This window comes from Pseudomonas sp. QC2, from assembly GCF_002859085.1.
In the GTDB taxonomy this organism is placed as follows: Bacteria; Pseudomonadota; Gammaproteobacteria; order Pseudomonadales; family Pseudomonadaceae; genus Aquipseudomonas; species Aquipseudomonas petroselini.
Map to the genome: position 1 here is coordinate 298505 of NZ_PKKS01000008.1, position 22520 is coordinate 321024.

The window sequence follows — 22520 nt, forward strand, 5'->3', positions numbered from 1 at the left end:
CAGTTAGAGTAACCCGTTTTTTTATGAGTAATTCTTCAGTTCCCGCGCAATGACCATTCGCTGAATCTCGCTGGTCCCTTCGTAAATCTGCGTGATCCGCGCATCCCGGTAGTAACGCTCCACCGGATAATCTTCTAAATACCCGTACCCACCGTGAATCTGCATCGCGGAGGAGCAGACCTTCTCGGCCATTTCCGAGGCAAACAGCTTGGCCTGGGAGGCTTCCGACAGGCATGGCTTGCCGGCGCTGCGCAGGCGTGCGGCGTGCAGGATCAGCAAGCGTGCGGCATTCAGTTGGGTTTGCATGTCTGCCAGCAGATTGGCCACGCTCTGGTGCTCGATGATCGCCTTGTTGAACTGCACGCGATCACGCGCATACGCCAAGGCGGCCTCAAACGCTGCACGGGCGATCCCCAGCGCCTGGGCGGCAATGCCAATGCGCCCGCCTTCCAGGTTGGACAGGGCAATCGCGAGGCCCTTGCCACGCTCACCCAGCAGGTTGGCTTCGGGCACCGTGCACTGGTTCAACGTGACGGCGCAGGTGTCGGAGGCGCGGATGCCCATCTTGTGTTCGGTGCGGTCCACCACGAACCCCGGAGTGTGCGTAGGCACGAGGAACGCCGATATCCCTTTCTTGCCCAGATCAGGGTCGGTCACGGCAAACACAATGGCCAGCTTGGCACGCTTGCCGTTGCTGACGAACTGTTTCGCGCCATTGATCACCCACTGGCCGTCACGCAGCTCGGCGCGGGTGCGCAGGTTGTGGGCTTCTGAACCGGCCTGGGGTTCGGTCAGGCAGAAGCAGCCAATCGCCTGGCCGCTGGCGAGGTCTGCCAGCCAGGTTTGCTTTTGTGCATCTGAGCCGTAGTTGAGGATTGGCCCGCAACCCACTGAATTATGGATACTCATCAGGGCGCCCGTAGCACCGTCACCGGCAGAAATCTCTTCGACGGCGAGGGCGTAGGCAACGTAATCGACGTAGGTACCCCCCCATTCTTCCGGCACCACCATGCCCAGCAGGCCCAGCTCCCCCATCTTCGCCACGAGGGCGTCGTCGATCCAGCCGGCTTTTTCCCAGGCTTGGGCGTAGGGAGCGATTTCACCACGGGCGAAGTCATGCGCCATGTCGCGGATCATCACTTGTTCTTCTGTATATTCAAGGTCTTGCATGGCTTATTTCACAACCTTCTCGAAGTGATGGAAGAAGCTCTCTACATGGCTGAGGGCCAGCCCATGCAGGGTGGGCGGGTTCCAGCGTGGGCTTTTGTCTTTGTCGATAATCAACGCGCGTACGCCTTCGATCAGGTCGCCGCGTTCGAACCATTGACGGTCCAAGTGCAACTCCAGGGCAAAACACTGTTCCAGCGACAGGCGCCGGCCACGGCGCAGCATCTCCAGGGTAACGGCCATGGCCAGGGGCGAGCGCGTCTGCATCAGGCTGACGGTGTTGAGTGCCCATTCGTGGCTATCGGCAACGGTGACTTGCTGCAATTGCTCGACGATGCTCGGCACATCCGGCAGCGCGAAGAAGTGGTCGATGGCGGGGCGCAAAGCGGCCAGGGGCGCATCTGGCAATTGCTGCACCGCCAGCCTGGCAAGCGCGCCTTGCAGGTCCTTGAGCGGCGAGTCGTGCCATCTCAGGTTGTCGAGCTTCTGGTCAAGGTCGGCCAGTTTGTGACTGTCCAGGTACCAGTCAGCCAGCCCGCAATAGAGCGCATCGGCCGCGCGGATCTGCACCCCGGTCACCCCCAGGTAAATCCCCAGCTCGCCGGGAATACGCGGCAGGAAGTAGCTGCCGCCTACGTCGGGGAAGTAACCGATGGCTACTTCCGGCATCGCCAGGCGACTGCGCTCGGTGACCACGCGTAAATCGGCGCCTTGCACCAGGCCCATGCCGCCGCCCAGGACAAAGCCGTCCATCAGCGCCAGCACCGGTTTACGGTAGTGGTGGATGGCCAGGTCCAACGCGTATTCCTCGACGAAGAAGTCCTGGTGCAGGGTGTCGCCATTCTTGAAGCTGTCGTACAGCGAACGAATATCGCCGCCGGCACAAAAGGCTTTTTCGCCGGCGCCGCGCAGGACCACGGCATACACCTGTGGATCATCCGCCCATGCCTGCAACTGGGACGTCAGGCTGCGGACCATCTGCAGGGTAAGGGCATTCAAGCCGGCGGGGCGATTGAGGGTAAGGTGCCCGATGTGGTTGCGGACTTCGGCGAGGACTTCGTCCTGAAGTATTGCTGCGTGGCTTGCCTCGGTTGAAACCTGAGCAGTCATCGATAACTCCCTGCTTTTATTATTCTTTATCAATATGTTCGCGCACGAACCATCGTGTGATCGTACCAGTGCAAATTTGCACAGTACAACCCTCAATCATGCAGGTCGTTTTTGCATTTATGCAGGGAAAGAATGGTGGCCTCAAGGCACCCGACTGGCCAGCACCTCACCAATACTGCGGCGCCTGGCGTGGGTCTCCGCCGCGTGGATCAACTGCTCCAGCGCCGTAGGTTCCACATCGTAGAACTGCTCCATTTCAGCCAGCGCCAGTTTCAGGTCGGCAGCGGTGATTGCAGGGTCGTGACCGGCCTTGGGATCGTTCAAGATAACCGGCGAGGACTCGATGGCACCCTTGGGGTAGCGCGTGCGCGTGGCATTGTTGTAAGCCAGTGCACACGTCAGCAAGGCTCCGGCGCCCAGCAATACCGCGCCCAACTCATACCAGCCCAAGGCGGCGGAGGCCGGGTCGGCCAGCACCAGCGTCATGGCCAGGCCCCCGGCCGGCGGATGCAGGCAGCGCAACCAGCACATCAGCACCACCGTCATGCCCGCCGCCAGGCAGGCGCCGCCCAGGGAAGGCCCGAGGACGCGAGCCACCAGCAACGCCAGGACACCCGCGCACAGGTAGCTGCCGATGATCGACCACGGCTGCGCCAAAGCGCCTGATGACACCGCGAACAACAACACGGCCGACGCGCCGAGAGGGCCGAGCAGATGCAGGGCCACGTCCATGCCAAATACTTGGGCGCATAGCCAGACACTGAACAGGGTGCCCAGCGCCATGCCGATCGCGGCACGGCTCCATTCGGTGGGACGGGTGTTGATAGCAGCAGGGAACCAGCGAGCGAGCATTGAAAGGGCGTCCATAAACAGCGGGCAAAAAAAAGGCTTGTCTGGTCGCCCGGAGAAGCCCTTTGAACGTTCCAACATTTGGGGGAAGGAACAGCTGCAGTGTGCCGGGCTGGGAAGCAGGGCGCCAATGCATATTAATGAGGGTTGAATGCAAGAATATTGAGTTGTAGGGGGCTATCCGATCAGCGAGCTGCACATTTTACCCAGCACGCGATTATTGAAGTCTTCATCCAAAAAGCGTCTTTGCAGGTTTTCCCGTAGCCCTGGCTCACTGGCCAGCGGCCCGTTCAGCGCCACCAGGGCATCACGCAAACCCATCAATCGATCCAACGACGGCACGGGTAGGTAGCCCGAAGGCATCCCATCACGGGTCCAGGAAGCAGCGGGATCAAGCGAAACTTTATCTGGCACGGTGCTCTCCTCCAACGTCCTTGTTGTAATCCATGACCTGTGGCGGTAAATGAATACCGCACGCAGGCGAGTTTACAGTCGGGTTTTGGACGCAGGAAAGTGAAATGGCATCAGCCATTACGTAAAGCTACGTAGGAGTTCTCTGCGCCGGGGAGCGCCGGCGCAGGGCTCAAGGTTGCGGGGTTTTGACCAGGTGCAGCAGCACGTAAGGGTTGCGGTCAAATTCACCGGCCAAGGTCGGGGTGATGGAGCGAAAACGCGGGTCCGTCATGCCTTCGTAATCCGCTTCGCTCATCACTACCCAGGCGGGACCTTGGATCGGCTTCAGGTCGGCCGTTTGCTGGGTAAACAAAGGCACCTGGTCGCAGTCGAGGTTGACCATGTATTTGATCGCCTTGGCGTCTTTGCCCAGACCGTGCAACACCACTGGCGCGCGTTGCTGCATCACCTGTTCATGCACCTGCAGGGTAAACGTGCGTGTGTCGTAGACACTGCGCTCCAGCGGTTCGACCACCAGAATATACGTGGCCCACACCGCCAGCACTGCTGCAAAGGCTGGCCCGACTGGGCGCCAGCGGATCTTGAATAACGTCAACAGCGCCAACACCTGCAGCGCCCCCAGCACGCCGAACACCCACCCGAGGTGGCTCAACTGCTCCGGATAGCGCGGTCGCGCCAACAGCAAGCCGGCGATCAACAGTGTCGGCAGCAACGTCCAGATACCCAGCATCAGAACACGCAGCCAGGCAAAGAGCCGCCCGTGCGCAACTTGGAACGGATACGCCGCGATGATCGCCGCCATCGGCAACATCGGCAGCACATAACGCGCCTTTTTCGCCTGGGGAATCGACAGGCCAAGCATCACCAGCAAGGCCGCCGCCGCGCAATACCACACCAACTGCAACGCCGGCCCCGGCGCACGGCGCCCGCTGATCACCATTGCCAGCAGCACCAACACGGCCATGGGATAGGCCATGGCATAGTTGCCCAAGGAACTGGTGAAGTAATACAGCACGCCGCTGGAGCCTTCGCTGCCATCCATACGGCCGAGGAACTGCATGCGAATCACGTCCTGCATGAAGCGCTCGCCGCCGCTGAGCTTGGCCATCAGCAACAGCAGGCCAACGCACGCCACCAGCAATGCCAGTGCCAATAAGCCGAAGCTGAACAGTTGCCGCCATTGCCGGTTGATCAGGTAATAGCTGCACAGCACGCCGGTCGGAATCACCAGGCCGATCGGCCCACGGATCGCAAAACCGACGATCAGCAACAGGTAAATCCAGTGCAGACGTTTACCCGCCTCAAAGTGATCGTGGGCATAACCCAGGTAAAACACCGCCAGGGCGATGGCGGCCAGCATCTGGTCGAGGGACACCGCGCGGGTTTCGCTGATAAAGCTGCTGCTCAGCAACAGCATCGCAATGCTCAGCAAGCCCCAACGCTGGGAGTAGGGCGCCGTCAGGCGATACACCAGCATGACGATGACTGCCGACGCCATCGCCGTGGGCAGCCAGGCGGTAAGGCTGGTGACCTGGCCCAGCGGCACTGACAGCAGCCACGTCAGCAGCGTCGAGGTGGCCAGGTAATCCGCATAAGGCTGCCCATAGGTGGTGGGGAAAAAGCCTGGACCATGGCGCAGCATCTCCTGGGCGAACAGCACGAAGCGTGAGTCGAAGCCAATGATCGCCTGGTGCCAGCTGCCGGCGATAAACAGCAGCAGCGCCAGCAATCCCAAACCGAGGGATTGGCGGCGGATCGCTGGGTTTAACAGGGGCGGTCGGTCTTTGTTCACGTATCAGGCTTCCACGACCTGTTTTGCCACTTGAGCCACCCACTGCTGCTGGGGAATCGGCAACTGGCAGGAGTCGCCACGGCCGATCGGGTAATACTGGAACCCTTTGCGCGCCAGGCGTTCGCCGTCGTAGAGGTTACGGCCGTCAAAGATCACCGGGGTTTTCAGGCGCTGGTGGATCAGGTCGAAGTCCGGCGCCTTGAACTGTTGCCATTCGGTGCAGACGATCAGCGCATCGGCGCCGCCCAAGGTGGATTCCGGCGTACCCATCAGCATCAGGCGTGGATCATCGCCGTAGATACGCTGGGTTTCCTGCATGGCTTCCGGGTCGAACGCACGTACATGGGCGCCGGCGGCCCACAACGCTTCCATCAGCACACGGCTGGGTGCATCGCGCATGTCGTCGGTGTTGGGCTTGAACGCCAGGCCCCACAAGGCGAAGGTCTTGCCGCGCAGGTCGCCCTTGAAGAACGCATTGATCCGCTCGAACAGCTTGCTCTTCTGGCGTTGGTTGATGGCTTCCACGGCTTCAAGCAGGTCGCTGGAGCAGTTGGCCTGCTTGGCGCTGTGGATCAGGGCGCGCATGTCCTTGGGGAAGCACGAACCGCCGTAGCCGCAGCCGGGGTAGATAAAGTGGTAGCCGATGCGCGAGTCGGCACCGATGCCCAGGCGCACGGCTTCGATGTCCGCCCCCAGGTGTTCGGCGAGTTCTGCGATCTGGTTGATAAAGCTGATCTTGGTCGCCAGCATGCAGTTGGCGGCGTATTTGGTCAGCTCGGCGCTGCGCAGGTCCATGAAGATGATGCGGTCATGGTTGCGGTTGAACGGTGCGTACAGGTCGCGCATCACGTCGCGCACTTCTTCGCGCTCACAGCCGATGATGATGCGGTCCGGGCGGCGGCAGTCGGCAACCGCCGAGCCTTCCTTGAGGAATTCCGGGTTGGAGACGATATCGAAGTCCAAGTGCCGGCCGGCCAGGTGCAAGGCTTTTTCGATATGTGCGCGCAGGGTGTCGCCGGTGCCGACGGGCACGGTGGATTTTTCCACCAGGATCACCGGCTCCTGGCGGTGACGGGCGACCGCATCGCCCACCGACAGCACGTACTTCAGGTCCGCCGAACCGTCTTCGTCCGACGGCGTGCCCACGGCGATAAACAGCACTTCGCCGTGTTCGACCGCGAGTTTCTCGTCATGGGTAAAGTGCAGTCGCCCGCTTTCCAGGTTTTCCTTGACCATCGCTGCCAGCCCCGGCTCGAAGATCGTCACATGGCCTTTCTGTAAAGACTCGACCTTGTTTTTGTCAACGTCCATGCAGATGACATCGTGACCGACTTCGGCTAATACGGTGGCCTGCACCAGACCGACGTAACCACTACCAAATACACTGATTTTCATGGGGCATTCCTGGGACTTGTAGCGCTAGCACGGCGAGAGTTGATAACCAGCACACCGAGGATGACAAGCGCCACCCCCAGGGTTTTTGAAACCGAAAAATCTTCGTTGAACACCGGCAGGCTGGCCGCCAGCAGATAGACCAGGGCGTAGCTGATGCTCAACAGTGAATAGGCACGGCCCAGCGGCAGGTGTTTGAGCGCGCCGAGCCAGCAAAGCATCGACAGCGCGTAGGCCAGGATCGCCAGGATCACCATGCCGAGCGCACCCAGGTCGATGCTGTTGTGGGTGAACGCGTCCAGCCATTCGCTGGGCAGCGGCAAGCGCGTCATGCTCCAGCGCATCCCCAGCTGGGCGGCACTGACCAGGCCGACGCTGCCCAGGGCCAGGGCAAACCCTTGGACCCGGCTCATACGTGACGCCCCAGCAGCACGACACCGCTGATCACCAACGCCACACCCAGCCAGTGGCGGGCATCGATGGGTTCATGAAAGACAAACCGCGCCACCAGCGTGACCAGCACAAAATTGAGGCTGAGCATCGGGTAGGCAATACCCACTTCCAGGCGCTGCAATACCAGCAGCCACACCAGCAGGCCCAGGCCCAGGCATACCAGCGCCGACCACAACCACGGCGAACGCAGTTTCAGTGCCCAGCCCTCCGGCAGGTCGCGCCAGCTTTCCACGGCGAACTTCTGCGATACCTGGCCCATGCAGGTCAGCAGGCACGCAGCCAATAACAGCAGCAGGGTGATCAAGGCGTCACCTGCGGGAAGATCAGAATCACGATATTGCCTTGTTCATAGCGCTTGCCGTCGGTGGGCAGCAATGCCACTTCGGCCACTTCGTCGTCGCCTTTGACGCGCATCACCACGCCGACCGCACCTTGTTTGCGCGCCTCGGTCATCCACTGCTGGACCTGGGTGACATCCACCTTGTGATGGCCGGCATCCGGGTAGGCGAGGCCGTACTTGACTTCGCCGACGGTGTTGTAGAGCGTCACGTCCGGGCGTGCCAGGCGCCACGACAGCGCGGACGCCGCGCCCAGGTCATTGCTCAGCAAGGCGGTGGCAGGTTGCAGTTCCTGCAGGTGGTCGATGATGAATTGATCAGGGGTCTTGTTGTACACCACCGAGTGCGGCAACGCGGCCGGCAACAGGGCGACCATCAGCCAGCTGCCGAGAATCGGCGCCGCCCACAGGCGCAATGGCTGGGCGGCCTGCAGCAGGTTGACCAGGATCCAGCCGAACAGGAAGGTGAACACCAGCACCAGGCTGAGGGTTTCCTGCCCGTGTTCGTACACCGGTTTTTTCAATTGGAACCAGCTCAACGCCAGCAGCACCACCACGCCAATGACCAGGTTCAGCCAGCCGTTGATACGCAATGCACGGTAACGACCCTGGGCCAGTTTGTCGGCCAGGGTGTTGCCCATCAGCAACGCCAGCGGTAGCAGGCACGGCATGATGTAGGAAGGCAACTTGCCCTTGGCCAGGCTGAAGAATGCCAGCGGCATCAACAGCCACAGCAACACAAAGCCGATTTTCGCGCTGCGTTTGTCCAGCCAAGCCTGTTTGAGCGTGGACGGCAACAACGCCACCCACGGCAGGCAGAACGCAACCAGCAGCGGCAGGTAATACCAGAACGGCTCGGCGTGCTGGGCGTCGTCGCCGGCAAAACGTTGAATATGCTCGTGCCAGAAGAAGAAGTTCCAGTAGTCGGGCTCTTGCAGGTGAACGGCCAGCGCCCATGGCAGGCTGACGACAATCGCCACCACCACGGCGACCACGCCGTAGCCCAGCAGCTCACGAAAACGCTTCTGCCAGATCGCGTAGGGCAGGGCGATCAACACCGGCAGCAACCAGGCCAGGAAACCCTTGGTCATGAAGCCCATGCCACAGGCCAGGCCCAGCAGCGCCCAGGCCCCCAGCCGCCCGCTGCGCGTGGTGCTGTCGAAGCAAAACCACAAGGCCACGCCGGTCAGGTTGACCCAGAAGGTGAACTGCGGATCGAGGTTGGCGTAGCCGCCCAGCGCCGCGACACTGACAAAGCTCATGTAGAGCACGGTGCTGACCAGGCTTTTCTGCGGGTCATTCCACAGCCGGCGCGATACCAGGTACACCAGCAGGATGCTCAAGCCGGTGCTCAAGGCGGACGCAAACCGCACACCGAACAGGTTCTGCCCGAAGATTGCCTGGCCCAGCGCGATCATCCAGTAGCCCGCCGCCGGTTTCTCGAAGTAGCGGATGCCCATGAAGTGCGGCGACGCCCACTTGCCGGTCAGCAGCATTTCCTGGCTGATCTGTGCGTAGCGGGTTTCATCCGGGATCCACAGGCCGTGGGTGGCCAATGGCAGCAGGTAGAAGACGCCAAACGCCAACAGGAGCAGGGGCAGGGCCCAACGGCGGATCATGCCTGCTGCACTCCGAGCCAGCCCTCGCGGCCGGGCAAGGCGCCGCGCACCAGCTGTTGCTGGGGCAGGGAGGTCAGGTCGGCAGGCAACAGGTCGCCCAGGGGGTTGAAGTCGATGCCGCGCTGCCTTGCCTGGGCGAGCAACTGGCGAAAATCATTGGCCATCAGAATCCCTTCTACTTCTGCGTGGATCGTGTAGACGTTGAGCTTCGACGCGCCAAAGCGGTCGAGGATGAAGGTGTTGAAGTCTTTGGCAGCCACCACCGGCCCGACGACTTCGTCGAAGGTCGGCAGGTCCACCGGAATTTGTGGGGTGCCCGCGCTGCCATCGGCCAGGGTTGGACGAAACAGGCTGGTGCCCCGGCAATCGCTGTTGTAGCGAAAGTTGAACCCTTGCTTGGCTTGCACGACGCGTTCATCGGCGCGCCAACCGGCGGCCGCTGAACAGTCGATGCGTTCGCCGAGGATGTCGTTCAGGGTCTCCACGCCGCGTCGAATCTGCTCGACCAGCTGCGCTTCGCTCCAACGCCCGGTGTTGGCCTGCCAGCCATGGTGATCCCAGGCGTGCAGGCCGACTTCATGCCCGGCCGCCTTGGCCTGGCGCATCAAGTGCCCCAGGTCGCGGCCGATCGGCTTGCCCGGCCAGGCGGTGCCGGCCAGCAAAATGTCCAGGCCATACAAGCCCACGGCGTTGGAACGCAGCATCTTCCACAGGAACTGCGGGCGGATCAGGCGCCACAGGTGGCGCCCCATGTTGTCCGGCCCGACACTGAAGAAGAACGTCGCTTTTACCCCAGCTTCATCCAGGGTTTCGAGCAACCGCGGCACACCTTCACGGGTGCCACGGTAGGTGTCGACGTCGATGCGAAGACCTGCCTCCATTACTTTTTGTCCGCGATTTCAAGCATGGCTTCACGCAGGAAGAAGTCCAGCGTGTTGCCGATGGTTTCGCTCATCTCCACGGTCGGCTCCCAGTTCAGCAGGCGCTTGGCGTTTTCGATGCTTGGCTTGCGGTGCGCCACGTCCTGGTAACCGGTGCCGTAGAACGCTTTGCTTTCGACATCGCGGAAGCCGGCGAACGGCGGGAAGTTGTCACGCAGCGGGTGCGCTTCGAACTGACGCAGCAACTCTTCGCCCAACTGGCGGATGCTGGCTTCGTTTTCCGGGTTGCCGATGTTGATGATTTGGCCATTGCACGCGTCATTGTCGTTATCAATGATGCGCGCCAGGGCTTCGATGCCGTCGGCGATGTCGGTGAAGCAACGCTTCTGCTCACCACCGTCGAACAGGCGGATCGGCGTGCCTTCCACCAGGTTGAGGATCAGCTGGGTGATGGCGCGGGAGCTGCCGATGCGTGCCGAGTCCAGGCGGTCCAGGCGCGGGCCCATCCAGTTGAAGGGGCGGAACAGGGTGAAGTTCAGGCCCTTGGCGCCGTAGGCCCAGATCACGCGGTCCAGCAGTTGCTTGGAAACCGAGTAGATCCAGCGCTGCTTGTTGACCGGGCCAACCACCAGGTTGGAGGTGTCTTCGTCGAAGTACTGGTCCTGGCACATGCCATAGACTTCGGAGGTCGACGGGAAGATCACGCGCTTGTTGTACTTGACGCAGTAGCGCACCAGCTTGAGGTTTTCTTCGAAGTCCAGCTCGAACACGCGCAGCGGGTTGCGGGTGTATTCGATGGGTGTGGCGATGGCCACGAGCGGCAGGACCACGTCGCATTTCTTGATGTGGTACTCGATCCACTCGGTGTGGATGCTGATATCGCCTTCGACGTAATGGAAGTTCGGGTGGCTGCGCAGGCGCTCGATGGCGTCGGAGCCGATGTCCAGGCCGTAGACTTCGTAGCGGTCGTCACGCAACAGGCGCTCGGACAGGTGGTTACCGATAAAGCCGTTCACGCCCAGAATCAGCACGCGGGTACGGCGCGGTTTGCGGCCGGACTCGGCGCCGCGCAGCACGGAACCGTCGACCAGGCCCAATTCGTTGGCCAGGGACGGGCCGGCCAGGTACAGGCCATTGTCGTTGCGCTGGCCGAACTTGATTACCAGGGAGTCTTCACCGCACGCGATACGCAGCGGGTTGACGCTGATCACACGGCCCGGCGCCAGGCCTTCGTTGCCCTTGACCACGTCGGCCTGCCACACGACCAGCTTGTGCTCGCCCACGGCGCAGAAGGCACCTGGGTAAGGTTGGGTCACGGCGCGCACCAGGTTGAACAGTTCCTCAGCCGGTTTTTTCCACTCCAACTTGCCATCGGCAGCGGTGCGGCGACCGAAGTACGTGGCCTGGCTTTCATCCTGGGCGGTTTCCGCCAGTTTGCCTTGGGCCAGTTGCGGCAGGGCGTCGCGCAGCAGGTTGCTGGCGGCGTCGCGCAGTTTGGCGTGCAGGGTCAGGCCGGTGTCGCTGCGCTCGATGATGACTTTCTGCTGGGCCAGGATCGCGCCGGCATCGGCACGCTTGACCATGCGGTGCAAGGTCACGCCGGTTTCGGTTTCACCGTTGACCAGCACCCAGTTGGCCGGGGCGCGGCCACGGTATTTAGGCAGCAACGAGCCGTGCAGGTTGAACGCGCCTTTGCGCGCCGTGGCCAGCAGCGGCTCGCTCAGCAGGTTGCGGTAGTAGAACGAGAAGAGGTAGTCCGGGTTCAGCTTGGCGATGCGCTCGATCCACAGCGGGTGGTTGGCGTCTTCCGGAGCGTGCACCGGGATACCATTGCGCGCGCACAACTGGGCGACGGAACCGTAGAAGTTGTTTTCCTTCGGGTCATCGGCATGGGTGAACACAGCGGCAATGTCGTAACCGGTATTGAGCAGCGCTTCGATGCCTGCACAACCAATATCGTGATACGCGAATACAACAGCTTTTGAACTCATGTTTAGACCTGATCAGCAGAAGTAGAGGTATGGGAGGACACCAGGCCGTCAACGACGACCACGGGAGCCGGTGCTGCCGGTTGGTTGCGCAGCACTTTTTCGATAAAGAAGCGCGGGCGGGCACGCACGTCGCTGTACATGCGGCCCAGGTATTCACCCAGCAGGCCCATGCCGATGAACTGGCCGCCGGTGAAGACGAACAGCACGGCGAACAGCACGAACAAGCCGTCGCCGGCCCAGTCGGCACCGAAAGCCAGGCGCATGACGATCAACGCGAAGGCAAACAGCATGCCCAGCGCCGCCAGGCTGAAGCCGACGATGGACAGCAGGCGCAGCGGGGTGGTGGTCATGCACGTCAGCAGGTCGAACATCAGGCTGATCAGGCGCATGGCGCTGTATTTGGATTCGCCGTGCTCACGCTCGGCGTGGTGCACCAGGATCTCGGTGGTGTGACGGGCAAAGCCGTTGGCCAGGATCGGGATAAAGGTGCTGCGTTCGCGGCAGGCGAGCATCGCGTCGACGATGGTGCGGCGGTAGGCGCGCAGCATGCAGCCGTAGTCGGTCATGGCCACGCCGGTGGAGCGCTGCACAGCCAGGTTGATCAGGCGCGACGGCCAACGGCGAAAGGCCGAGTCCTGGCGATTGTTGCGCACGGTGGCGACCACGTCATAGCCCAGGGCGGCTTGTTCGACCAGGCGCGGAATTTCTTCGGGCGGGTTTTGCAGGTCCGCGTCGAGGGTGATCACCACTTCGCCTCGGCATTGCTCGAAACCGGCCATGATCGCTGCATGCTGGCCGTAGTTACGGTTGAGGATCACCGCCACCACGTTGCTGCCGTCTTCAGCGGCGGCGTCCTCCAGCAGTTGGGCTGAATTGTCGCGGCTACCGTCATCGACCAGGATGATTTCGTATTCGTAGGCCAGTTGCTTGCAGGCTGCGGTGGTACGGCGCAGCAATTCAGGCAGGCTCTCTTGTTCGTTGTAGACCGGGATTACGATCGACACGCAATGAATAGGGTAGGGTTTCAAAGATTCATGACCTCGGGGTTAGAGCAACTTGGAGCGTGAAAACAGCAGCAATCATTGGGCGAATGTCCATACCGCAGATTAAGAAAACGGCGCCAAAGGTGAAGCGTAATCAAGAGGTTAGACGATATAGCGCGGTTTGCTATGAAGTACTGCGCTAAAGATTAAGCGTAAAAATGTGGAACAGATATGAAAGGCAGATGAAAAACTCGTTTATTTGACAGGTAGACAGCTAGGGTTCAGCTAAACAACTAGGGGCCTGTAGGCTTTAGTTGGCTGGCGAAATGGGAACTGTTTGTAGGACGTTTGGTTTAACGTGGACGCGCACGCTCGGCCAGGAAATTTAAGTAAAGAATCTTCTCTGCAATGCGTCCCAAGTGCCGGTAAAGTAAGCCGTCTCTTGCCAGGGTGATCGGATGAATAGCGTGCAGCTTTTACGCGGCCAGTTGCGGCCTGCTTTGATAGGATCGTTGATCGGGCTGTTGATGAGCGTGGCGTGGGTCACGACAGTCCAGGCCGATGACGGGGTGGCGCTCACCAGCATTGACCAGGTGCCGGAGGGTGTTGAAGTACGCGGCAAGCAGATCGCCGCTTATACCTGGGACGATAAACAAGGCAAGAACCTGCTGGTGCTCGCCGAGCAAATCAGCGAGCGCGACGACGACGGCACCCAGTCGGCGTTCGTGTATGCGGCCCAGTACCTGATCGACGGCAACCGCCCCAAGCGCGTGTGGATGCTCTACGACGATGTGCAGCATTGCGAATTCGACGCCTCGCTGCGCTTTGACAGGGCCGCGACCAAGGTCACCGACCTCACCGGCGATGGCATCACCCAGGCCACGGTGGGCTATTCGCGCACCTGCACCAGCGATGTCAGCCCCAATGAGTTCAAGCTGATCATGCATGTCGGCAAGTCGCAGAAATACCGTCTGCGCGGTGTCGACCGGGTCGGCGCGGCCTGGTGGGACGAAGAGGCCGGCGCCTTGCGTGGCATGCCGCTGCCCAAGGATTGCAGCGTCGCCGGGCAGCAGGCGCTGGTCAGCCAGTACAAGGAACAAGGCACCGAGTTGCCGTTGCCAGGGTGTTATGGCGACGAGAAAGACTTCGCCAAGGCGCCTGAGGCGTACCTGACGTTCATGCGCCAGCACTGGTTCGCGCTGATGCAGAAGCAGGACAGCGAATGGAGCCAGACCCAGGTCCAGCCCCAGGAGCCTACTGAGGAAGACGACACGGCCCCATGATTTTGTGCGAAGGCTGTCACTGGGTTAGACTCGGCCTTCGCCAATTCACTAAATAGCTCGATTAAACAAAGGCTTGTTCGAGTTATTTAATCCAAAGGCTGATCTACCTTGACTGAGTCTATCCGCAACCCGCTGACCCTTTACCTCACCCGCCTGGCACCCTCAAGCCAACTGACCATGCGCTACGTGCTGCAAGATGCCGCCGACCGCCTGGGCTTCGAAGACATCAACCTCGAAGACATCGACTGGCACCTGCTGCAACCCGAACACGTGATCGCCCTGGTCGCCGCCTTGCGCGAAGACGGCTATGCGCCCAATACCTCGTCGTTGTACGTGAATGCCGTGCGCGGGGTGATGAACGAAGCCTGGCGCTTGAACCTGATCAGCCAGGAACACCTGTTACGCATGCGCACCGTCAAGGCCACGCCGGGCTCGCGCCTGGGTCAGGGCCGCAACCTGCGGCGCAGCCTGATCCGCGAAATGATGGAAGTCTGCGCCGCCGACCCACGCCCCCAGGGCCTGCGGGATGCAGCGGTGATCGGCATTCTGTACGGCTCGGGCATGCGCAAGTCGGAGTCGGTCAACCTTGACCTGGCGCAGATCAATTTCGAAGAACGCAGCCTGAGGGTAATCGGCAAGGGTAACAAGGAGCTGATCAAATACGCGCCGGACTGGGCATTCGCCAAACTGCAGGCGTGGCTTACCTTTCGGCGTGAGCAACTCAAGGACGGAGAGCAGGATGACAACTTCCTGTTCAACCGCATCCGCCGTGGCAGCCACATCACCCGTGAACGCATCACCAAACATGCGATTTACTACATTGCCCGCCAACGCGGCGAGCAAGTAGGCGTGAAAATCATGCCCCATGACTTCCGCCGCTCGTTCATCACGCGGGTTATCGAGGAGCATGACCTGTCGATTGCGCAGAAACTGGCGCACCACACCAACATCCAGACCACCGCCAGCTACGACGTGCGCGACGACAATGAGCGGCGGAGGGCGGTGGATCGGTTCGACCTGTAGGATTGCCGAACGCAATCCCCGGCAAACCAGCTCCCACACGCACCTGCTCTTGCTTCAACCACTCAGGTCGGCTACTAGGCCGCCGTGCTCTTGCTTTTGATCTTGATCTTGATCTCAGGCGCCCCGTCAAACACGCTGGCCGAACGCAGGCTTGAATCGGTGGGTAACCCGGCAGGACGCCGGGTTAGCCGTCCTGGGCCAAGGATGGCCCATGACGGCGGCCCACGGATTCAAGCCGGAGTGAGGGCACACCGAGCCTAAGCGAGGCGCCGAGTGTTGGGGCAAGAGCGCTTTGGTTACTTTCGCGCTTTTCGAAAGTGACCCGCCGTAAGGGCGGAACCCTAAGTGGCCGCTACCTAAATAACGGATATGTACTCCGTCTAACCCAACATCCCGGTCAGCTGTGAGGCCGCCTTCGCAGACAAGCCAGCCCCACAGTGAGGCATTAGAGGATCGGCTTACCGCCAGTCACCGCATAACGCGAACCCGAAATGTAGCTGGCCTCATCCGACGCCAACAGCACATAAATCGGCGCGACTTCCACCGGCTGACCCGGACGCCCCAGCGGGGTTTCGCTGCCAAAGCTCTTCACGTCCTCATCGGGCATCGTCGCCACAATCAGCGGCGTCCAGATCGGCCCCGGTGCCACACTGTTGACCCGAATACCTTTGCTACCGAGCAACTGCGCCAAGCCACCGGTGAAGTTGGCAATCGCGCCTTTGGTGGCGGCATAGGCCAGCAGCGTCGGCTTGGGCATGTCGGAGTTGACCGAGCTGGTGTTGATGATCGAACTGCCGGCCTTCATATGTGGCAAGGCCGCCTTGCAGATGCGAAACATCGCCGTGATGTTGATATCGAAGGTTTTCACCCATTCCTCGTCCTCGATTTCCTCGAGGGTTTCGTGGCTCATCTGGAACGCGGCGTTGTTCACCAGCACGTCGATGCGGCCGAACTGTTCGACTGTTTTATCCACCAACGACTGACACACGCTTTTCTGCGCAATATCACCCGGCAGCAACAGGCATTGGCGACCGGCTTCTTCGACCCAGCGTGCGGTTTCCTGGGCATCCTCATGCTCATCCAGATAAGCGATGGCCACGTCGGCGCCTTCACGGGCAAAGGCGATGGCCACGGCGCGCCCGATGCCGCTGTCGGCCCCGGTAATCAGGGCGATCTTGTTGGCGAGTCGGCCGGAGCCCCTGTAGCTTTTCTCGCCGCAATCGGGATACGGGTCCATTTTCTTCTGCGCACCCGGAACAGCTTGAGCTTGAGGGGCGAAGGGTGGGCGAGGGTAATCAGTCATATCAATCTCCATAGTTTGCAAAGGGGCTATGGGATTAGTAGTTACCCGCCGGTCGATAGTTGTAACGGATGCCGCCGAAGCCCGACGAGTGGTTAGCTTTAAGCTTTTGCAAAAACGGTATTTCCACTGCCCAACGATGGTCACCCGCGCGGGATTTATCCGTGGGCGTACCTGGCGCAATTGGGCAGCGATCAGGAGGAGGGCGGGGCACTCGCCAAGTGAGCCGGTAGACGACGCAGCGTCCACAGTGTGGTGAGCATCGCCGCGATGCCACACAGTGCGATGCCTATCAACATCGGCGCGGGTGTGTGATCGGCGAACACGCCGACCAGGGTCATGGACACTGCGGCGGTAATCATCTGGATCGCCCCCAGCAAGGCCGAGGCAGAACCGGCCACTGCGCCGTGATCCTCCAGTGACAACACCCCGGCCGCCGGCAGCAGTAAACCGAGAAAGCCGAAGCCGATAAACAGCATCGTCATCATCAAGGCCAAGCTATCGACCCATAGCGTGGTGGTCGCGAGCACGGCCATCACCGCCGCCACCGCTACCACCGACCCACGAATCAGCGGCGCCAGGCCAAAGCGCGCGCTGAGGCGGGCAGTGAGTTGGCTCATGGCGAAGAACGAGGCGGCATTCAGGGCAAACCCCAGGCTGAATTGAGTGGGTGTCAGGCCGTAATGCTCGATGTACACGAACGGCGCGCTGCCGATAAACACGAAGAAGGTCGCCAGGCCAAAACCGCACACCACCGACAAGCCAATGAATACCGGATCACGCAGCAACGCGCCATAGCTGCTGAAGGCGTTGCCCAAGGTCTTGCCCAGCCGACGTTCGGCCGGGTGGGTTTCGGGCAATTGCACGATGGTCATCACCAGGCACGCCACCGCGACGACCGCCAGCACGGCAAATACTTCACGCCAGCTCCACAGCGCGATCACCAGGCTGCCGGCGAGCGGCGCAAGGATCGGCGAGACACTGATCACCAGCATCAACAAGGCCATCAATTTTGCCGCTTCATGCCCGGTGTACAGGTCCCGCACGATAGCCCGGGGAATCACCATGCCTGCGCACGCACCGAACGCTTGCAGCGCACGAAAGGCGATCAGTGATTCGATGGTCGGCGCCAAGGCACATCCGACGCTGGCTACGGCAAAAATCACCAGGCCGGCATAGATCGGCGGTTTACGCCCGAATACATCACTGATCGGCCCGTAGAACAGCTGGCACACACCGATGATGACAAAGAACACGGTGAGGCTCATTTGTACCAACGCCGGCGAGGCCTGCAGGCTCGCGCCCAGCGTCGGCAGGGCCGGCAGGTAGATGTCGATGGCAAAGGGGCCGACGGCGGTGATCAAGCCCAGCAGCAGGGCGAGGTGGGCGATACTTCGAGACATGGGCAGTTCCGGGTGGAGCAAGGGTCGGTCAGCTTAAGGGATCCGCGCAGATCCGCAAACTTAGGCTTCAATAAGCTGCACGCGTGGCCGATAACATGACCAGCGGGGCTTCTACGGTTGGCATCCCAACCGGCTGACCAGGCATGGGGATATATGCATGACGATCAAACTACGCTTGATGCTGTTGATTACGACCGGGTTGCTCACGGCCTTGATCATGAGCTTGACCGGTTACCTGGGAAATAACCGGATGGGCGACGCCGTGCAGGACAGCGAGGTCAGCATGACCGTGCTGCGCAACCATATGGAAGCCGACATGATGCACGATGCGCTGCGCGCCGATGTGCTGTCGGCCATGTTGGTCGGCCTGGGTAAAAGCACCAGCACCAAGGCCGAAGTCAACAGCTCGCTCAAGGAACACGCCGAGCATTTTCGCCAGGTGTTGGCGGACAACCTCAAGCTGCCGCTGGACGATACGCTTAAGGCCAACCTGGAAAAAATCAAACCCAGCTTGGAAAGCTACATCGCCGCGGGTGAGCGTATCGTCACCCTCGCGCTGGACAATCCCGAAGCCGCGCGTGCTGAACTGGATACGTTCAATACCGCGTTCACCCGCCTGGAAGATCAAATGGCGACGCTGAGCGAGCTGATCGAAAACAACACCCAGCAAACCAGTGTGGGCACCCGGCAGACCATCAGCAACGCCAATCTCACCCTGGGTGCGGTGTTGATCGCCAGTCTTTTGCTGCTGTTGGCCCAAGGCCGCTGGGTCATGCTCAGCATCATGGGGCCGCTGCAAATGGCCAGCCGCATTGCCGACAGCATCGCCCATGGCAACTTGAGTGAGCCGATTGTCGAGCCCCGCCGCAAGGACGAAGCCAGCGCATTGATTCGCAGCCTCGCCACGATGCAGCGGGATCTGCGCGGCATGATCGAAGTGGTGCGCAGCAACGCGCAAGGGGTCAATGGCATGAGCGAGCAACTCAGCCACGGCTGCCATGAAGTGGCCGGCAGCAGCCAGCAGCAAAGCTCAGCAGCCACGACCATGGCCGCCGCCGCAAGTGAAATGACGGCGAGTATCGAGGAAATCACCCGGCATGCCGGACGCGCACTCGAGATGGCGAACCAGGCCGAAACCTTGGCCAAGGACGGCGGGCGGGTGATTCATCAGGTGGTCAGTGACATGGACGGCATTGCGCGCTCCGCTCAGCAATCCGCCCAGGTGATCCGCACGCTGGACAAGGAGTCCGAGGCGATCTTCAGCATTATCCAGGTGATCAAAGGGATCGCCGACCAAACCAACCTGTTGGCCTTGAATGCCGCGATCGAAGCTGCACGCGCCGGTGAGCAGGGCCGCGGGTTCGCCGTGGTCGCTGATGAAGTACGCAGCCTCGCCGGGCGTACCAGCGCCTCGACCCAGGAAATTGCCAGCATGGTCGGCCGCATCCAGCAAAGCACGCGGGAAGCCGTCACCAGCATGGAGGAGGGCGTTGCCCAAGTGGATAAGGGCATGGCGGTGACCGCCGAGGTGGAGCGCGCGATCCGCGAGATCCTCCAGGCCACCTTGAATACCACGGAAATGGTCAACGATATCTCCCGCACTATCGGTGAGCAGAGCCTGGCCAGCAATGAAATTGCCCATCAGGTGGAGATGATTGCGGGCATGTCGCAGAACAATAGCCGGGTGATCGCCACGACGGCGTCGACCACGGACGAGTTGTCCAACCTGGCAGGCAAGCTGTCGCAGTCTGTTGATCGATTCAGGTTATAAGTTATTGATTTAACTCAACTAAATAGTCATTTAGTTGAGTTGGCTGTCGGGGCAGGGGGCTCACGGTTGGGCGAGGGCAGACGTACGTCGTTCGGCGATGCGCTCAACTGTTTGCATATGTTCCGTGCCCCATTGGCACAGCGCGCCCAGCGCCGTGGCCAGGGACTGCCCGAAGGGCGTCAGGGAATATTCGACTTTAGGCGGTATTTCCTGGAAATCCACGCGGGCAATGATCTCATCGCGCTCCAACTCCTTGAGTTGCTGGATCAGTACCTTATCGGTCACGCCGCCAATCGCGCGTCTTAATTCGCCATATCGATGAACGTTCTGGGCCAGATTGAACAGAACCAGCGGCTTCCATTTACCACCAATCATCGCCAGGGCGGCTTCGAGACCACAGTTGAATGAGTTGTTGGCCATCAGGATACAGGCTCCAGGGGGTACTTACTGAAAGGTGCATACTATTCAAAAGAATAGCGTAGATCTACAGTTGGGCCTCAACATTCTTTGGAGTTCATCATGAACAGGCTCAACGGCAAAATTGCAGTGGTTACCGGCGGCAACAGCGGCATCGGCCTGGCAACCGCCATTCGCTTTGCGGCTGAAGGCGCACAGGTGGTGATCGTCGGTCGCCGGCAGGAAGAACTGGACAAGGCGCTACACCTGATCGGCGCTGACGCCATCGCCATACAAGGTGACATTTCAAGACTGGACGACCTCGAGCGCATTTTCACTCAAGTCAAAGCCGATAAAGGCCGAGTTGACGTACTGTTCGCCAACGCGGGCCTGGGAGATTTCCAGCCGATCGGATCGATCACTGAGGAGTCGTTTGACCGTACATTCGGCATCAACGTCAAAGGCACGCTGTTTACCGTGCAGGCGGCGTTGCCACTCATGCACGCCGGCAGCTCAGTGATCCTGACCGGTTCGACCACAGGCACCATGGGCACACCGGCGTTCAGCGTATACAGCGCCACCAAGGCGGCGCTGCGTAATTTCGCCAGGAGCTGGGCACTGGATCTGAAAGGCACGGGGATTCGCGTCAACGTACTTTCACCCGGGCCGATCTCGACACCGGGTCTTGACCTGGCGCTTTCAGGCACGGGACAAAAGGAAGCAATCATCGACGACATGACTGCGCAGCTTCCTTTGGGTCGTATCGGCAAGCCTGAAGAAGTTGCAGCAGCAGCGTTGTTCCTGGCATCGGATGAGAGCAGCTTCATGACAGGCAGTGAAATGTTTGTTGATGGGGGCTTTGCTCAGGTTTGAGTCAGATAGGGGTTTTGTCTGTTGAAATCTGACGGGCACTGCCCCTGATTACACAGTATCGTATTGCGCATAATGTATATTATGTTAAACGAGGTGCTATGTTAGATATGTTCATGAGCAGCCTAAAGCCCTGATTCGACAATCCCGCTTCTGACGTCCACTCTCTCAACGGGCCATGTACGTTGTGTTCATGGTGAACCATTGTATGAGGTGGCTGCCGATGAAGCTGATTCAGTGCCGTTACGCTTCTGGTCAGCGTGTACCGCTGCTCGTGCAGACCGGAGATGCGGCGCCGTTGCCCAAGCTCGTTCCGTTCATCTATGTCCAGCTCAAGCTCAGGCATCGTGCATTTAACACTACCGCAGCGCACCTACGTGCTATCCAGGCTTTCTATGCCTATGCCAGAAGCCGAGATCTGGATATCGATGAGGCCATCCTGGCCTGCCACTTTGAGGCGATTCTGTCTTTACTAGACGGTTACGCCATCTGGCTCCAAAGCGGCCGTCAAGCTGACAATCTGATCGCGCGAATCGGCAAAGCTGAAACGGCAACTTTTCCGCAGATCGATCCGCGTACCCGTGACCAGTACCTGCGGTTGCTGAAGCAGTACCTGTCCTGGTGCGTCACTCGTTACATCCCGCGCGCCCGTCATAACTCAACCACCTTGGCTCACATCGAAGTTGTATTTGCAGATGTCGCCGACGTCATTGAGCGGCGCTTTGAGAGCCATATCATCAATGTTCGTCCCGACCGCACTCGTTACCGCAGTCTGACAGATACGCAACTCCAGATCATTCGCACATTGATTGTCCCGGGCGCTGCGGAGAATCCGTTTCCGGAACGACTGCAGTTGCGCAATTGGCTAATGATTGAATTGCTGCTGGAGACTGGTATTCGCCGCGGAGAGCTTCTGAAGCTCTACGCCACGGACATCAATCAGGGTTCTCAGCATGCTTATCTCAGCATCAATGACCGCGAACATGACCCAGGAGATCCGCGCGCTGAAGAGCCTGCACTGAAAACACACGGGCGGACCGTAGGTATCTCCACACAGTTGTATGAGGTCTACGAGCGCTATATCCAGAGCGAGCGACGCCCACTGCGTGACGGAAAACCGATGAAATTGCTGTATCGCTATTTGTTCATCTCTGACCGAGGCCGCCCGTTGTCGATTCGCGCACTGTCTAACGTCCTAGATCGGCTATTTCTGACCATTGAGCTGGCTCATCCTGGGTTGTTGCCTACACTCTCTGCGCATGACTTTCGCCACACCTTCGCAGACCGTTTCTTGGCCTATCTGGTCGAAACACGCGGTTATGATTTGGAGCGGGCTACGGATGAACTCCGACGGGTATGTGGCTGGTCCGATGCCTCGACCATGCCACGACGTTATGCAAGTCGTTATCTAGCAGAGTCGGCCAATCGCCATAACGCCGAACGAGCCTCGGCAGCCTGGACCCGCCGTGAAAATTAAGGAGGTTTG

Annotated in this window: 20 protein-coding genes and 1 pseudogene; 6 read left to right on the forward strand and 15 right to left on the reverse strand. The window is 60.3% G+C overall.

The genetic code is table 11. The features are described from left to right. Positions 1–21 precede the first annotated feature (21 nt). From QCBJ_RS08115 to arnC, 12 genes are all read right to left on the reverse strand, one after another. Positions 22–1170, reverse strand: a complete 1149-nt coding sequence (locus tag QCBJ_RS08115) for an acyl-CoA dehydrogenase family protein (protein WP_102060493.1) — start codon at positions 1168–1170, stop codon at positions 22–24. A gap of 3 nt (positions 1171–1173) precedes the next feature. Further along, positions 1174–2277, reverse strand: coding sequence for an enoyl-CoA hydratase/isomerase family protein (locus tag QCBJ_RS08120; RefSeq protein ID WP_102060494.1), 1104 nt, complete (start codon positions 2275–2277; stop codon positions 1174–1176). 141 nt (positions 2278–2418) lie between these two features. Next, complete coding sequence (locus tag QCBJ_RS08125; protein ID WP_102060495.1) at positions 2419–3129, reverse strand: HPP family protein; 711 nt, start codon at positions 3127–3129, stop codon at positions 2419–2421. Positions 3130–3303: 174 nt separating this feature from the next. Continuing rightward, entirely contained in the window at positions 3304–3540 is a 237-nt protein-coding gene (locus tag QCBJ_RS30020) for a type VI secretion system contractile sheath small subunit (protein ID WP_139237994.1), read from the reverse strand. Positions 3541–3709: 169 nt separating this feature from the next. Continuing rightward, on the reverse strand, positions 3710–5332 hold the full coding sequence (locus QCBJ_RS08130) for a glycosyltransferase family 39 protein (protein WP_102060496.1): 1623 nt from the start codon (positions 5330–5332) through the stop codon (positions 3710–3712). Between the two features lie 3 nt (positions 5333–5335). Beyond that, on the reverse strand, positions 5336–6727 hold the full coding sequence (locus QCBJ_RS08135; protein WP_046034161.1) for a UDP-glucose/GDP-mannose dehydrogenase family protein: 1392 nt from the start codon (positions 6725–6727) through the stop codon (positions 5336–5338). Then, positions 6724–7137, reverse strand: coding sequence for a 4-amino-4-deoxy-L-arabinose-phosphoundecaprenol flippase subunit ArnF (arnF, locus tag QCBJ_RS08140; RefSeq protein ID WP_093544495.1), 414 nt, complete (start codon positions 7135–7137; stop codon positions 6724–6726). The genes QCBJ_RS08135 and arnF overlap by 4 nt, the downstream gene beginning before the upstream one ends. Continuing rightward, positions 7134–7481 (reverse strand): 4-amino-4-deoxy-L-arabinose-phosphoundecaprenol flippase subunit ArnE, encoded by a 348-nt coding sequence (gene arnE / locus QCBJ_RS08145; protein WP_012724218.1) that lies wholly within the window; start codon positions 7479–7481, stop codon positions 7134–7136. The genes arnF and arnE overlap by 4 nt, the downstream gene beginning before the upstream one ends. Further along, positions 7478–9133, reverse strand: coding sequence for a lipid IV(A) 4-amino-4-deoxy-L-arabinosyltransferase (arnT, locus tag QCBJ_RS08150; RefSeq protein WP_102060497.1), 1656 nt, complete (start codon positions 9131–9133; stop codon positions 7478–7480). The genes arnE and arnT overlap by 4 nt, the downstream gene beginning before the upstream one ends. Beyond that, positions 9130–10014: a 4-deoxy-4-formamido-L-arabinose-phosphoundecaprenol deformylase gene (arnD, locus tag QCBJ_RS08155; RefSeq protein WP_102060498.1), complete on the reverse strand. Its 885-nt coding sequence runs from the start codon at positions 10012–10014 to the stop codon at positions 9130–9132. Before arnD ends, arnT begins: the two co-directional genes overlap by 4 nt. Further along, positions 10014–12005 carry a bifunctional UDP-4-amino-4-deoxy-L-arabinose formyltransferase/UDP-glucuronic acid oxidase ArnA gene (gene arnA / locus QCBJ_RS08160; RefSeq protein ID WP_102060499.1) on the reverse strand — a complete coding sequence of 664 codons (1992 nt, stop codon included), beginning with the start codon at positions 12003–12005 and terminating at the stop codon, positions 10014–10016. Before arnA ends, arnD begins: the two co-directional genes overlap by 1 nt. Positions 12006–12007: 2 nt before the next feature. Next, on the reverse strand, positions 12008–13033 hold the full coding sequence (gene arnC, locus QCBJ_RS08165) for an undecaprenyl-phosphate 4-deoxy-4-formamido-L-arabinose transferase (protein ID WP_093544486.1): 1026 nt from the start codon (positions 13031–13033) through the stop codon (positions 12008–12010). A gap of 413 nt (positions 13034–13446) precedes the next feature. Here arnC and QCBJ_RS08170 point away from each other — a divergent pair, with 413 nt between their 5' ends. Continuing rightward, the gene (locus QCBJ_RS08170) at positions 13447–14271 is read left to right on the forward strand and encodes a M949_RS01915 family surface polysaccharide biosynthesis protein (RefSeq protein ID WP_102060500.1); all 825 of its coding nucleotides are present in this window, start codon (positions 13447–13449) and stop codon (positions 14269–14271) included. 108 nt (positions 14272–14379) lie between these two features. Further along, positions 14380–15294, forward strand: coding sequence for a tyrosine recombinase XerC (gene xerC, locus QCBJ_RS08175; RefSeq protein ID WP_012724224.1), 915 nt, complete (start codon positions 14380–14382; stop codon positions 15292–15294). Between the two features lie 445 nt (positions 15295–15739). On the opposite strand, the gene QCBJ_RS08180 is transcribed toward xerC, so the two are convergent. Together QCBJ_RS08180 and QCBJ_RS08185 are read right to left on the reverse strand one after the other, a co-directional pair. Next, positions 15740–16597: a glucose 1-dehydrogenase gene (locus QCBJ_RS08180; RefSeq protein ID WP_012724225.1), complete on the reverse strand. Its 858-nt coding sequence runs from the start codon at positions 16595–16597 to the stop codon at positions 15740–15742. A 191-nt stretch (positions 16598–16788) separates the two neighbouring features. Beyond that, the gene (locus tag QCBJ_RS08185) at positions 16789–17997 is read right to left on the reverse strand and encodes a multidrug effflux MFS transporter (RefSeq protein WP_102060501.1); all 1209 of its coding nucleotides are present in this window, start codon (positions 17995–17997) and stop codon (positions 16789–16791) included. 157 nt (positions 17998–18154) lie between these two features. Between QCBJ_RS08185 and QCBJ_RS30640 the strand changes: the two are divergent. Both QCBJ_RS30640 and QCBJ_RS30645 read left to right on the forward strand, forming a co-directional pair. Then, a pseudogene (locus QCBJ_RS30640) lies at positions 18155–18910 on the forward strand (MCP four helix bundle domain-containing protein); the annotation flags it as partial. Positions 18911–19042: 132 nt separating this feature from the next. Then, positions 19043–19768, forward strand: a complete 726-nt coding sequence (locus QCBJ_RS30645; RefSeq protein ID WP_370636041.1) for a methyl-accepting chemotaxis protein — start codon at positions 19043–19045, stop codon at positions 19766–19768. Positions 19769–19828: 60 nt separating this feature from the next. Here QCBJ_RS30645 and QCBJ_RS08195 read toward each other — a convergent pair whose 3' ends face one another. Continuing rightward, on the reverse strand, positions 19829–20188 hold the full coding sequence (locus QCBJ_RS08195; protein WP_012724228.1) for a helix-turn-helix domain-containing protein: 360 nt from the start codon (positions 20186–20188) through the stop codon (positions 19829–19831). A gap of 99 nt (positions 20189–20287) precedes the next feature. On the opposite strand from QCBJ_RS08195, the gene QCBJ_RS08200 reads away from it, so the two are divergent. Together QCBJ_RS08200 and QCBJ_RS08205 are read left to right on the forward strand one after the other, a co-directional pair. Further along, positions 20288–21037: an SDR family NAD(P)-dependent oxidoreductase gene (locus QCBJ_RS08200; RefSeq protein ID WP_012724229.1), complete on the forward strand. Its 750-nt coding sequence runs from the start codon at positions 20288–20290 to the stop codon at positions 21035–21037. 220 nt (positions 21038–21257) lie between these two features. After that, on the forward strand, positions 21258–22511 hold the full coding sequence (locus QCBJ_RS08205) for a site-specific integrase (protein WP_102060502.1): 1254 nt from the start codon (positions 21258–21260) through the stop codon (positions 22509–22511). Positions 22512–22520 lie beyond the last annotated feature (9 nt).